A 13,604-nucleotide genomic window follows, 5' to 3' on the forward strand; every position below is an offset into this window, starting at 1 on the left:
AAACTATAGATTAATAATTGTTTTATCTATTTATAATCTAATTTTCTATATAATTTTTCCGATTAAAGTAATTAGTAGGGAAATATTTGCATTTATGTGAGTATTGCTAATGTATTTATATATTGGTTACGCTATCCGAACAGACTTTTATCAAAATATTTTTTAAGGATTTCAAATGAAAAAAATCGTTTTATTAATGCTTGCTATTGCTGGAGCTGCTTTTGCTGCTGACGGTGCTGTTGCAAACGAAACATTAAAAGCTTATTCAGTACTTGCTGCTGGTGTAGGTCTTGGTCTTGCTGCTCTTGGTGGAGCTGTTGGTATGGGTAATACTGCTGCTGCAACTATTGCTGGTACTGCTAGAAACCCAGGTTTAGGTGGAAAATTAATGACTACAATGTTCATTGCTTTAGCGATGATCGAAGCACAAGTTATTTATGCACTTGTTATTGCTATGATTGCATTATATGCAAACCCATTTTTAGGGTAAGCTATAAGTTTCAACTTATAAACTTTAAAAGGGTCAGAAGTTTTACTTCTGGCCCTTTTTTTTACTTAATTTTTTATTCTTACTTTACCATTCTATAAACTATTTTATTCTCTAAAGTCAAAAAATAACTTCATAAATTTATTAATAGTTATTTGCAATCTAAAATAGATATCGTTGAAGCAATTGCAAATAAACTACAAAAAGATAATATTAATATTAATATAAATAATATAGAGATCATAAAAGCACTAAGTTTAGGTAAAAAAGCAGGAAATTTTGTTGATGTATATCTTGGTTTTGAATCGGATGGGGCGTTACTTTTATCTGACAATTCAATCTTAAATGTTGAAAAAGATAATTTCGATTCAAGAAAAAGACCTTGGTATATAGATGCCATAACAAAAAAGAAATCGGGAGTATCTGAACCTTATGTTGACGTAAGTACAAAGAAACTTGTAGTATCTGTGTATACACCCTTAATAATCAACAACAAAGTAACAGGTGTTATTGGATCAGATATTTTTATTACTACCGTTGTAGATACTATTCTAGATGTAAAAATTGATGGTATGGGAATGTCATATTTGTTGAATGAAAAAGGAAAAATTATCATTCACAAAAATAAAAAAGCAATAAATACAAAAGATGAACTTTATAGTCAGATTAAAACTAATAATAAAATAGGTTTTGGAGAAGCTATAAATAATGGAGCTAAAGAACTAGTTTCTTATGCAACAATTTTAACTACAAACTGGAAACTTATAATCAAACTTAATAAAGATGAAATCTTCGAGGAGATTGATAATACTATTTTAAAAGAGATCATACTTTATTTAGTTTTACTATTTATAATACTAGGAATCATCTTCTTTTCATTAAGAAAAATATTGGCACCTTTATCAACAGTTGAAGATGGTTTAAATTTTTTCTTTAGATATTTGAAAGGTGATGAAAATGAAATTAAGAAGATAGCTATCAATACTAGTGATGAATTTGGAAATATGGCAAAAGTTATTAACTCAGAAATGCAGTTAATATCTGAAGATATTAATCAAGATAGAAAATTAATTAATAATGTGAAAGAAGTTGTTTCTCAAGTAAATAAAGGGAAACTCGATGTAAAAGTTAGAGAATCTGCTTCAAATAAATCTTTAAATGAACTAAAAGATATATTAAATAAAATGATTACAACAATTAGTAACAATGTTAATAGTGATATAAATCCTATATTATCTCAACTTCAAGAATATTCAGAATTAAATTTTGTCCATAATATTCAAGATGCAAATGGGAATATTTCTAAAGGTCTAAATAATCTATCTAATATTATTAACAAAATGCTTCAAGAAAATAAATCAAATGGTTTAGCACTAGAAGATAGTTCACAAACTTTACTTCAAAATGTCGATATTTTAAATAAATCATCAAATATAACAGCTGTATCCTTAGAGGAAACAGCAGCTGCAATTGAAGAAATCACAAGTACTATTATAAATAATACTAATCGAATAACAGAAATGTCTAATCATTCAAATGAACTTTCAGCATCTATAAAAGAAGGGCAAAAACTTGCTAACTCAACGGTTATTTCTATGGATGAAATTAATGAACAAACACAAGCTATTGCAGATGCAATTACAGTAATTGATCAAATTGCTTTCCAAACAAATATTCTTTCATTAAATGCAGCTGTTGAAGCAGCAACGGCTGGAGAAGCTGGAAAAGGATTTGCAGTAGTTACAGCAGAAGTTAGAAACCTAGCTAATAGATCAGCTGATGCGGCTAAAGAGATTAAAGAATTAGTTCTAAATGCCACTTCAAAAACTGATAATGGAAAACAAATTGCTGATAGTATGATTAAAGGATATGATAAGTTAAATGAAAATATTATCAAAACAACAGATGCCATTGTTGATATATCTGAAGCTTCAAGAGAACAAAGAACTAGTATTGAGCAAATAAACGATGTTATAACTAAATTAGACCAACAATCTCAAAATAATGCAGCAGTAGCAACACAGACTCATGATATTGCGCAAAATACCTCAAAGTTAGCTATCCAAATTTTAGAAACTGTAAATACAAAGAAATTTAGAGAAAAGTAAAATATCTAATAATAATTAAGAGTATACCTCTTAATTATTTATCAATAGGTAAAATTATTTCAAACAAAGATCCTTTAAAATCATTTCCTTTATATTCATAAGAAACATTTGAAACTTTTATTTTTCCATTCATACTTTCAGTAACAAGTTTTTGAGACATATATAAACCAATACCCGTACCTTTACTTCCCTTTTTTGTTGTAAAGTTTGCATCGAAAACTTTTTCTATAATATTTTCATCAATACCTTTTCCATTATCTTTTATTTTTAAAAAAATGGAATCTTCTTCTTTATCAATATTGCAAAAAATATATTTATCTTTAATTTTATGCTCTTCAAAAGCATCTTTTGAATTACTTACAATATTAATAATAACTTGAACTAGTTCATTAGGATAGCCTAAAATATTAACTGTATCTAATGATGTAGAAACAATTACCTTTATCTCATTTTTCTTAATAAAACCATCTAGAAGCCTTAGAGAATATGATAAATTATCAAAAAGATTAAAAACTTTTTTATTATGAGTTCCTTTTATAAAATCTCTAAAATCATCTATTGTTTGTGATAAATATTTTGTTGTATCAACGATTGAATCTACTGAATCATCTATATATTCATTTGTTAATTCACCAAAATCCTTTTTAAGTTTAACTCCACTTGCAACACTTGAAATCATGGATAAAGGTTGTCTCCATTGATGTGCAATATTATCTAACATTTCACCCATTGCTGCCATCTTTGATTGTTGTGTTAATATTTTATCTTTTTTCTTTAACTCTATTTCTTTTTCTTTTTCTTTTGTCAAATTAACATCAATACAAAACATCTCAGGATATTCACTATCTTCACTTAACATAACATGAGAAGAATAAACATAAACATTAGCTCCAGCTTTATTTATTAAAGTTATTTCTCCAGAAGGAATAGGAACGCCATTTTTACACCAGTTATAATGTGCATTAATAACATCTTTTTTAATTAGGTCAGGAATAATTAAATCTTCAATCTTTTTTCCAAAAGCTTCATCTTTTGTATATTTATACATATCTTCACTAGCTTTATTCCAATAAATTACATTTCTATCTTTATCATAACCTTGAACAGCTACATTAGGTATTTTTCCAAGTAATTCAACAAATTTATTTTCATCTGAATTGTACATATTGCACCTGCCCTTTCATACAATAATATTATTATTTTAATTAAATCTTTATTTATCTTAAGCATTATTTATGCAGATAAGTTGTAAAATCCAAATCTTAAAATACATAAATCATAAATCATAAATCACTAAACATATGGTTTGATTAATATTTTTATTTATTTTGTGCAGATATGGTGGAATTGGTAGACACGTACGCTTGAGGGGTGTATGGCGCGAGCTGTGGGGGTTCAAATCCCCCTATCTGCACCAAATTATTTATTTCTCTTTAAAAGTTTATTACTCAAAAGTAAGCCTACTCATCGTATAATGATATTTAAATTTAACAATTATCCTATGGAGTAACAATGCATTTAAATATATTATCTAAAATTTTATTTATACTTATACTTCCAATTTTTTTATACTCTGAAAATATTGAAAAAGAACCTGTACAACTAATAAAATCTGAACCTACAGAGCAAGTACAAAATACACAAATAACTGAGAACTTGGATCTTCCTGAAGAAAGAGCTGTAGAAGCAGTTGAAAAAAGTCCAATAGAAAAACAAATAGAGGAACAAAATAAACTTCTAGAAGAAGTAATTAAAAATATAAATAGTGAAAAATATTTAAACTCTACAATAGATATACCTGCTTACAAAAAAGAGATAAGTCTTCTTACAAATAAAATTAATATAAATAAAATTGAAAAAAATATACTCGCTGTAAAACGAGATCAATTAAAAAGACAATATTTAAAACAAGAATATAATTATGAGCAGACACTAAAAAATATTATATTAGCAAAACAAGAGTATAAAGATAGAAAATATTTTGAAAATCTTATAAAAAATAGTCTTAAAGATTTAAAAATATCAGAAAATATAATTGATGAAAATACAAAACTTTATGAAGAAGAGTTAAAAAACAAAAATTATATCTCAAATGCTTTTACTGACAACTATATTGAATTATATAATCAAACTCACATCCAAATTTTTATATTAGAGTATTTAATTGACAACATGTCAAGTTTTAGAAAAACAAACTTTTTTATTGATGAATTTAATTTACAATATCTAGTAAATAAAATCGACTCTATTTATGGAATTTCTTTTATCTCAGGTCTTACATCTTATCATTTAAAGTTTTCAATAGGTGAAATTGTTGTTGTGCTTTTTATAATGGGCTTATTAAGACTTTTAAATTTAAGAATTATTAGTATTGTTGCTAATTTAATAGCAAAGTTTTTTGTAAGTAGTGAGCACTCTGATAGTGAAACAATAAGACAATATTTAAGAATGTCAATTGACACTCCTTTAAAACTTGGTTTATATTTATTAGGTATACAAATATCTGTATTTATCCTTGTAGATGATCCTGAATTAATTGATAAAATTATGCCATGGATAAATACTACATATATCGCATTATTAACCTGGGGACTATATGCTATTTTAAATAATAGTATAAGTATTTATGCACATAATTTATTAGAAAAATATCCTAATGTTAGAAAAGAAATGATTGTATTTATTCTTAGAATTATAAAAATTATTTTAATTTTATTAGTTATTCTATTTTTATTTACTCAATTAGGAATTGATATAAAAGCAATTGCTGCTTCACTTGGGGTTGGTGGTATTGCTATTGCTTTAGCATCAAAAGATACTCTTGCAAACTTTTTTGGTTCTTTAAATATCATGACAGATAACTCTTTTTCGCAAGGCGATTGGATTAAGACAAATGATGTTGAAGGTACTGTAGTAGATATTAGAATGAGAACTACAAGAATTAGAACCTTTGATAATGCAATGATTACTGTACCAAATACAGAACTTGCAAACACGCCTATTACAAATTGGTCTAAAAGAAGAATTGGTAGAAGAATAAAAATGAATCTAGGTATTACTTATGATAGTAAAATGGAAGATATTGTTCAATTAAAAAAAGATATTTTAAATATGCTTGAAAATCATCCCGGGATTGCATCTTCGGCAAATACTAAATCAGGTCAAACAAGAATATTTGAAGCTATTAAACAAGAAGACTTAATTGGTATTAAAAAGACTTTATTGGTTTATATTGATGCCTATGGAGCCTCTTCTATTGATATTTTAATATACTGCTTCTCAAGAAGTCCAGATTGGGAAGAATGGCTAATTACAAAAGAAGATGTTTTGATTAAACTTGAAGCTTTAGTTAAAAGAAACAATTGTGATTTTGCTTATCCTACACAAACTATTGTATTAAAAAAAGAAGAAGAGGAAATAGATTTAATATCAGAAAAATTATCCTCTATGAGTTAAGATAAATAGAAGATTTTTCTATTTATCTACTAACATATCTGCTTCATTCTTTAGTTTCTTTTTATATAAAAACTGTTTTTCTCTATCAGTAAATTTTTCTCTTGAAGGTTCTTCTTTTTTAGGAGTTTCTTTAAATATTTTATTCTTCTCTTTTTTCTTTTCTTTTTTTCCTGAAACTTCTTTTTCCTCTTCTTTTTTAAACATTGTTAAAAGTAAATAAATTGAAAAAACAATATTAAATATAATTATAAACCATTTAGCTAATAATACAATTTCAAGAAATTCAAGTTTCTTCTTTAAGGTCAAATACTCAACAACATCAGAATATATTGCATTTGCAAATAATGCAATAATAAGAAGTAAAACTATTAAAACTATTCTTCTTCTAAACTTGATTAAATAATACCAAAAAAGTGCAGATTTTACTTGTTTAAACATGTTTTATCTTTATACAAAAAAGTTTAAACCTAAAGCAGCAAGTGCAACTACCAAAGATTTTGTCTTTAAATCGTCTATTATTTTTCTTTCTTCATCTGCAATAATAACCTCAAGTTGCTCATCAAGATAATCATTAAATGTTTTATGATTTTCAGCAAGTCTAGCTTTTGTTGCAAGAACTGCTTTTTCTCTTATTTTAGATTTTACTGCATCTTTTAGTTTATTACTTTTTAATTTTGGATAATCAAATGCTTTATTGGCATTTTCTTTAATAATTTGTTTTAAACTCATTAACTTTCCCATTAATTTTTTTATCATTATATCATTTAACAATTAACAAAAAATTTCACTAGCTTTTTTTATCATTTTTTTCATCTTTAATTTCAAAAGCCGTTTTAATAATATCAATACCATATTTATCTCTTAGTTTTTGCATTTGATTGGTTAATTTACTTTTTTTACTATCTTGTTCATACTCAAAAAGGTTATAAGTAAACTCATTTGCTCTTGCAAAATTTGAGACAGTAATACTTAATTGTACAACTCCATGACTTGGATGAGTATCATTATTTGAAAAAAGTTCCATCATATGATTTTTAAAGTCTAATTCATTAAAAATTGTATTTACATTTATATAGTTTTTTGATTTTTGATTTGATTCATATTTAATTTTTAGTGCATAAGTTAAAGGATTTACTTTTGATTTCTTTACTAAAAAGCAAAGATAACGAGAAAGAATTGCAACTCTCCTTCTTAATTCATTTCTATCATAAATACAATCAAAAGTTCGTCCAATTCCAATAGACTTTTTTTCTCTAAAAGTTGTAAGCTTATTATCTCTAATTCCACAAACACGGTTATATAAATCAATTCCTGGTTTTTTCCAAGAATAAAAAAGTTCTCTTTTATTTTTTATATCTCCAAGTGTTTTAACCCCATAGCCTTTAAGCCTTTCTTGAAAAGCTTTACCAATACCAGGAAATTCAGAGATTGGAATATTTCTTATAAAATTTCCAATATTATCTTTATTTACATATTTAACACCATCAGGTTTTGCATATTCTGTTATTAGTTTTGAAAGATATTTAGTATTTGCAATACCAATTGAAATTGGAAGTCCTAACTCTTCTTGTATCTTATTTTTAATATTATAAGCAAACTCTACAACCTCATCTTCTTCAATATATCCACTTAAGTCACCAAAAAATTCATCTATTGAAAACTGCTCAACTAAAGGTATTTCTTTTATTAACAACTCTTTTAGTTTTTGTGATAACTCATGATATAAAGGATAATTTGGTGGAAGCATTTTTAACTCTGGACAAAGTGTTAAAGCTTCGTTTACGCTCATTGCAGTCTTAACTCCATAAGCTCTTGCTTCATATGAAGATGTAGTTATAATCCCTCTTATTTTTCCATTTTCATCTACAAAATACTCTTTAAAGGTTTTTTGTCCTTCATTTGTAAGTATTGATGATACAAAAGCACCCTCATTTGAAGATATTTTTCTTATCTCTTTTTTACTAGAAAAGATATTTAAATTACTTCTTCCTCCAACAGCAACTGGAATATGAAGTAAACTTGAATCAATAGTTCTATGAGCAGAAACAAAAAAGCAATCTAAATCTAAATGTATGAACAATACAGTCTCCTATTTTATAAATAATATTATATTGAATATTTTTAAAAGGATGTATTTTTATTACATATTGCAATGAAAATAAAATAAGCTGTTAAATTCTATTAAGTCAGGATATAGCACTTAAAAGATATTATTTTGAACTTTATTTAAAAAGGATAAAAAATAGTAAAGTGTAAAAATTGTAAAAGAGAAATCGAAGCAAAAAAAAGACAATGCCCTTACTGTGGGATACTAAACCCAACAGTAACACTAAGAGATATTTTTATATCTTTAGCAATCGTTTTAGTTGTAATGAGTATAGTAACTTATTTTATGTAAATATTACTAAGCTATTTTTTTCTTAAAACTTTTAGCTATATTTATTACAAATAAAACAATAAATCCAACTACTAAACCAATTATAAATTCATTTAAAATTACAGGAATTGCTGAAATAAACAAATGATGAACATATTCGATATTATGAGATAAAATCCCACCACCTACTAAAATCATAGCAATAGTTCCAACGATAGATAAGATTTTTATTAGTTTTGGCATTAAGGCAATGAAAAAATTACCTAAACTCACTTTCTCTTTTTTAATTAAGTAAAAACCTAAGTTATCAATTCTTACAATCAAAGCAACTATTCCATATACACCAAATGTAGCTAACAAAGCAACAATTGTTGTTGATATAATCTGAGTTGTTAAAGGCTGATCTAAAACTGTTCCTAAAGCAAGTATTACAATCTCAATAGATAGAATAAAATCAGTAATTACGGCTGCTTTAATCTTCTGTTTTTCGACACTAAGAACATCTTCATTTGTAGAGTTTTTTAATACCTCTTCATCTTTTGTATGTGATTTTTTATGAAAGTATTCTTCTATTTTTTCAGCACCTTCATAAAGAAGGTATAAACCACCAAATACAAGTATTATTGGTATTGTCCAAGGAGCAATTGCACTTAAAATAAAAGAAATAGGCAAAATAATAGCTTTATTTTTTAAAGAACCTTTTGTAATTTCCCAAATAACTTTTAATTCTCTATCTTGTTTAAAACCAGTAGCCTTTTCAGCATTTACTGCTAAATCATCACCTAAAATACCTGCTGTTTTTTGTGTAGCTATTTTTGTACTAAGTGCTATATCATCTGCTAAAATAGCAAGATCATCTAATAATGCAAAAATTCCCGATGCCATATAATTTTATTCCTTTTATTTTCTAATTAATGCGTAAACAAAGCCTAAGGCTAAACCAATAAAGTGTGCATACCAAGCAATTGGAAGTCCAATAAGTAGTGGTGCAACAGAGATAAGTAAGACCCAAGTAATAATCCCACCTCTTTGTGCTTTATCATAGTAAGCTACATATCCTAAAAGTGCAGATATTGCACCTGAAGCTCCTACTATATTTACAGTTTGATCTAAATAATAAACATAAGCAAAAGAGCCTAGAGAAGTCAAAATACCACAAATAAAATATACATAAATCAACTCTTTTGCACCACGTCCACGCTCAATTAATGAACCAAATTGATACAGTACAAACATATTCATACCTAAGTGTCCTAATCCACCATGAGCAAACATAGAAGAAAGAGGTTGCCACCAAAAATCTGCAATTATCATATACATATTAAGACCTAAATATAAGCCACCATTTTGTAAATTTATTTGAAAAATATACATTAAAATTGTGATAATTATAATTATATTCGTAGCTGTGAAATCTTTTTTACTAATATTTTTTAGCATGATTTTTATATACCTTTATTGTGCAATCAATTATAGATTGTATTTCATTTTTATCATAAAATTTAAAATCTTTTGAAAATATAAAAATCTCTATAGAATTTGCTCTAAAAGAAGTTCTTATTGTTCCAGCTTTAAACTTATTTTCTTTTTTTAAATTTATCTTTTTTTCTTTATCATTCTCAATAATCTCATAATTAATAGTCAAAAATTTTTGAATATCTTTTTTTGCAGGAACTTTTATAGCTTTTACAAAATACTCATCAGCTTCTAAAACAGGAATAAAATCTTCTATAATAGACTTAGAATTTAAAGCTTTTATATGTCCACCATCAAGTTTATAATAACCTTTATTTAAAGCTTCAAGTGATTTATTTAAAAGTTTTTGATTAAATAGTTTTGATTTTGAAGTTTCATCTTCACATTCAAGAGGAGTTACTTTTTCTTTTTTCATATATACAGCTTTAGAATCAGGATTAGGTTTTTCTACTTGTATATATTTCATATAAACTACTAATGTAATAGTAATCATAATAATAGAAGCCAAAGTAAAAAAATTGTTTATTATTGCACTTTGTCTTCTATTTCTTTTCATTTATTTTCTTAAACTAATGCCTCTTTTAAAACATCTTCAATAACATCAACAGGAATAATTTCCATAGCTTTTTTAACTTCTTCAGGGATATCTTCTAAATCTCTTTCATAGTTCTTTCTAGGAATTAAAGCTTTTGTCATTTTTGCTTTAAACGCAGCAATTAACTTCTCTTTTAATCCACCAATAGGTAAAACTTTTCCAGAAAGTGTAAGTTCACCTGTCATTGCAATATCTGATTTAATTTCTCTTTCACATAAAACAGATGCAATAGTTAAAGCCATTGTAATACCTGCACTTGGGCCATCTTTTGGCGTTGCCCCTGCTGGAATATGTAAGTGAATATCAAATCTTTTATAAACTTCACTTGCATCTACTTCAGTTTTATCTTCTTGTTCTTTTGCTGTTTTTGGAATAATTGAATTATCAATTTTTAAAGTTCCATTATCAATTAAAACTTTTACAACTGAATAAGAAATTCTAGATGATTCTTTCATAACGTCGCCTAAGTTACCAGTAACAGATAAAAGTCCCTTACCTTTTAATTTAATAGCTTCACTTTTTAAAACATCTCCACCAACAGAAGTCCATGCTAAACCATTTGCAATACCAATTGAGTTTTTCTTATCAGCTGGATCTATTTCAAAAATAGGATTATCTAAGTATGACTTTAAATTCTTTATAGAAATTGTTACTTTTGTTAAAGCATCATCATCTAATATCTTTTTAACAGCTTTTCTAAATAATTTAGAAAATACTCTACGTAAATTTCTTACCCCTGCTTCTCTTGTATATTTAGCAATAATTAATTCAATAGTTGCTTTGCTTAAAGATATTTCAGATTTTTTAAGACCATGTTTTTCTAACTCTTGAGGAATTAAATAATCTTTAGCAATATGATATTTTTCATTAGGAGTATAAGAAGAAATTTCAATAAACTCCATTCTATCTCTTAATGGTGCAGGAATTTTTCTAGCATCATTTGCAGTAGAAACAAAAATAGTTTGAGATAAATCAATTGGGAAATTTAAGTATAAATCTCTAAATTCATTATTTTGTTCAGGATCTAAAATTTCTAACATAACAGCTGTTGGATCACCTCTATGATTTGCACCTAGTTTGTCAATTTCATCTAAAACCATAACTGGATTCATAGATTTTGCATCAATTAAACCTTTTACAAGTCGTCCTGGCATTGCTCCAACATAAGTTCTTCTATGACCTCTTAATTCGTTTACATCTTCCATTCCACCAAGTGCAATTCTTACAAGTGGTCTTTTAAGTGCTTTTGAAATTGAGTTTGCAAGTGAAGTTTTACCAACACCTGGAGGTCCAACAAAACATAAAACTGTTCCTCTTGTTTTTAAGTTCTCAACTTTTCTTCTTTCAAGTAATTCTTTTACTGCAAAAAATTCTGAAATTCGCTCTTTTGCTTTAAATAATGAATAATGATCTTTATTTAATTGTTCTTCAACATTTGAAACAGAAATCTCTTCATTTGCAAATTGTCCAAATGGAATATCTAATACTTGCTCAATATAAGTTTGTAAAAGTGAAGCATCGGGTGAATCTTGGTGCATTCGTCCAAGTTTTTCTATTTGTTTTTTAACTTCTTTATATCCATCTTTTGGCATATGTTTTTTGATTTTTTTAAGTCTTTTTGTATATGACTTAATTTCTTCATCTTTTTTATTATCAGTACCAAGCTCTTTATTTATCGCTTTGATTTGTTCTTTTAAGAAGTAGTCTTTATGTGTTTTTTCTATTTTAGAGTTTACTTTTTGTGTAATCTCTTTTTGAATTTTATATGATTCAATCTCTTTTTTTACTACTTCAATAATAGCTAATAGTCTTTGTTCAATATCAGTTTGAGCAAATAAAAGATACGCTTCATCTTTTTTTACTTTTAAAACAGAAGAGATTAAATCAGCAATTCTTACGGCATCATCGTTTTCTTCAATTGTTTTAATTAAATCAGCTGGAAACTTTGCATTAAGTCTTGAAAGTTTTTTGATTTGATCGACTAAAACTGAAATAATAGATTTAATATTTTCTTCACTAAATTCTTTATTTTCTAAAATATCAACACTTGCAAAAAGAGAGTTTTCTTCCCTAAAGTCTTTAATACTACCTTTTGCTAAACCTTGGAAAAGTACTTTTATTTTACCATCAGGTAATGATACTTTTCTCATTATGTTTCCAACAACACCAACATCATAAAAAGAGTCTTTTTCCCTTTTATCTTCGCTACCTTGTTTAGAAACAGCAACTATAACTAATCTGTTATTTTCAATCGCATATTCAACTGCTTTAATATTATCTTCATTACTTAAAAAAAGTGGTGCAATCATAAATGGGTATAAGAATATTTCATCTTCTATTATTAATGGTATATCTTGTGGAAAGTTATCGTAATTTTCTAATTCCATGTAGTCTGGCTCCTAAAATTTATTATATTTATTCAAATAGTGATCTGTAATATGGAACATTTACAGCTTCAATTTCTTTTGGATTAATCCAAGATTCTTTTACTTTTTTATTATAAAAAGCTGCCGCTTCTTTTTTGTCTTTTTTCTCATATAGTTTAGCAATAGATAAGTCTAGTGAAGCTTTTGCCATATATAATCTAGCATTAATTGTATCAACTAAAGGCATATAAGGTGAATTTCTGTATTTCACTTTAAAATCTGCTACATCTTTAATTGTATTTTCAATTAATTCTTGATCTCGTAATTGATATGTAAAACCTAAAAAGTTTGCTTTAATTTTTAAATATCTAGCATAATCAATATTTTTACTAAGTGCAAATCTTTTAATATATTCATCTAAATAAAAGTTTGCTAAAGAGTATTCTTCTTCATCAATATGTGAATTAACTAAAATAAGTAATGAAGTAGCGATTAATGGTGAGTTTCTATGTTCACTTTCTAATGATGTATAAGTATCATCTGCTTGATCTAAATCACCTCTTGAAATCTGAGTTAGCATTTTATTATACCAATAAAGTGCTGGCTTATTATACTCTGCAACTTCATTTTTACTTGAGCATGCTGTAAAAACAAATATTGAAGTAATTACTAATAATAAACTTTTAATTTTTGAGTTATCAATCATCTAAATATCCTTTATTATAAAAATGATATTTTA

The 13,604-nt window shown here is 26.4% G+C and carries 12 protein-coding genes and 1 tRNA gene; 4 read left to right on the forward strand and 9 right to left on the reverse strand.

The features are described 5' to 3' along the window. The first annotated feature begins 175 nt into the window (after nucleotides 1-175). Nucleotides 176-490, forward strand: a complete 315-nt coding sequence (locus KO488_RS14805) for a F0F1 ATP synthase subunit C (RefSeq protein WP_216059584.1) — start codon at nucleotides 176-178, stop codon at nucleotides 488-490. Between the two features lie 152 nt (nucleotides 491-642). Next, the gene (locus KO488_RS14810) at nucleotides 643-2,595 is read left to right on the forward strand and encodes a methyl-accepting chemotaxis protein (RefSeq protein ID WP_228319238.1); all 1,953 of its coding nucleotides are present in this window, start codon (nucleotides 643-645) and stop codon (nucleotides 2,593-2,595) included. Nucleotides 2,596-2,629: 34 nt separating this feature from the next. On the opposite strand, the gene KO488_RS14815 is transcribed toward KO488_RS14810, so the two are convergent. After that, nucleotides 2,630-3,760 carry a PAS domain-containing sensor histidine kinase gene (locus tag KO488_RS14815; protein ID WP_216059585.1) on the reverse strand — a complete coding sequence of 377 codons (1,131 nt, stop codon included), beginning with the start codon at nucleotides 3,758-3,760 and terminating at the stop codon, nucleotides 2,630-2,632. Nucleotides 3,761-3,927: 167 nt separating this feature from the next. Between KO488_RS14815 and KO488_RS14820 the strand changes: the two genes are divergently transcribed. Then, nucleotides 3,928-4,012, forward strand: a tRNA-Leu gene (locus tag KO488_RS14820). A 95-nt stretch (nucleotides 4,013-4,107) separates the two neighbouring features. Continuing rightward, nucleotides 4,108-6,051 carry a mechanosensitive ion channel family protein gene (locus KO488_RS14825; protein WP_216059586.1) on the forward strand — a complete coding sequence of 648 codons (1,944 nt, stop codon included), beginning with the start codon at nucleotides 4,108-4,110 and terminating at the stop codon, nucleotides 6,049-6,051. Between the two features lie 18 nt (nucleotides 6,052-6,069). Here the strand turns inward: KO488_RS14825 and KO488_RS14830 are convergent, their stop codons facing one another. The 8 genes from KO488_RS14830 to KO488_RS14865 all read right to left on the reverse strand — a co-directional run bounded on the left by KO488_RS14830 (nucleotide 6,070) and on the right by KO488_RS14865 (nucleotide 13,571). After that, nucleotides 6,070-6,489: a hypothetical protein gene (locus KO488_RS14830; RefSeq protein ID WP_216059587.1), complete on the reverse strand. Its 420-nt coding sequence runs from the start codon at nucleotides 6,487-6,489 to the stop codon at nucleotides 6,070-6,072. A gap of 9 nt (nucleotides 6,490-6,498) precedes the next feature. Further along, on the reverse strand, nucleotides 6,499-6,780 hold the full coding sequence (locus tag KO488_RS14835) for a hypothetical protein (protein WP_216059588.1): 282 nt from the start codon (nucleotides 6,778-6,780) through the stop codon (nucleotides 6,499-6,501). A 58-nt stretch (nucleotides 6,781-6,838) separates the two neighbouring features. After that, on the reverse strand, nucleotides 6,839-8,131 hold the full coding sequence (locus KO488_RS14840) for a Y-family DNA polymerase (protein WP_216059589.1): 1,293 nt from the start codon (nucleotides 8,129-8,131) through the stop codon (nucleotides 6,839-6,841). A gap of 324 nt (nucleotides 8,132-8,455) precedes the next feature. After that, nucleotides 8,456-9,313 carry a DUF808 domain-containing protein gene (locus tag KO488_RS14845; protein WP_216059590.1) on the reverse strand — a complete coding sequence of 286 codons (858 nt, stop codon included), beginning with the start codon at nucleotides 9,311-9,313 and terminating at the stop codon, nucleotides 8,456-8,458. A 15-nt stretch (nucleotides 9,314-9,328) separates the two neighbouring features. Next, on the reverse strand, nucleotides 9,329-9,868 hold the full coding sequence (locus KO488_RS14850; protein ID WP_216059591.1) for a rhomboid family intramembrane serine protease: 540 nt from the start codon (nucleotides 9,866-9,868) through the stop codon (nucleotides 9,329-9,331). Then, a complete protein-coding gene (locus tag KO488_RS14855) occupies nucleotides 9,852-10,460 on the reverse strand; it encodes a hypothetical protein (protein WP_216059592.1) in 609 nt (202 codons plus the stop codon). Before KO488_RS14855 ends, KO488_RS14850 begins: the two co-directional genes overlap by 17 nt. 8 nt (nucleotides 10,461-10,468) lie before the next feature. After that, complete coding sequence (lon, locus tag KO488_RS14860; protein WP_216059593.1) at nucleotides 10,469-12,886, reverse strand: endopeptidase La; 2,418 nt, start codon at nucleotides 12,884-12,886, stop codon at nucleotides 10,469-10,471. A gap of 28 nt (nucleotides 12,887-12,914) precedes the next feature. Then, nucleotides 12,915-13,571 carry an outer membrane protein assembly factor BamD gene (locus KO488_RS14865; protein WP_216059594.1) on the reverse strand — a complete coding sequence of 219 codons (657 nt, stop codon included), beginning with the start codon at nucleotides 13,569-13,571 and terminating at the stop codon, nucleotides 12,915-12,917. Nucleotides 13,572-13,604: the final 33 nt, after the last annotated feature.

It is taken from the genome of Poseidonibacter lekithochrous (assembly GCF_018861145.1).
GTDB lineage: Bacteria > Campylobacterota > Campylobacteria > Campylobacterales > Arcobacteraceae > Poseidonibacter > Poseidonibacter lekithochrous_A.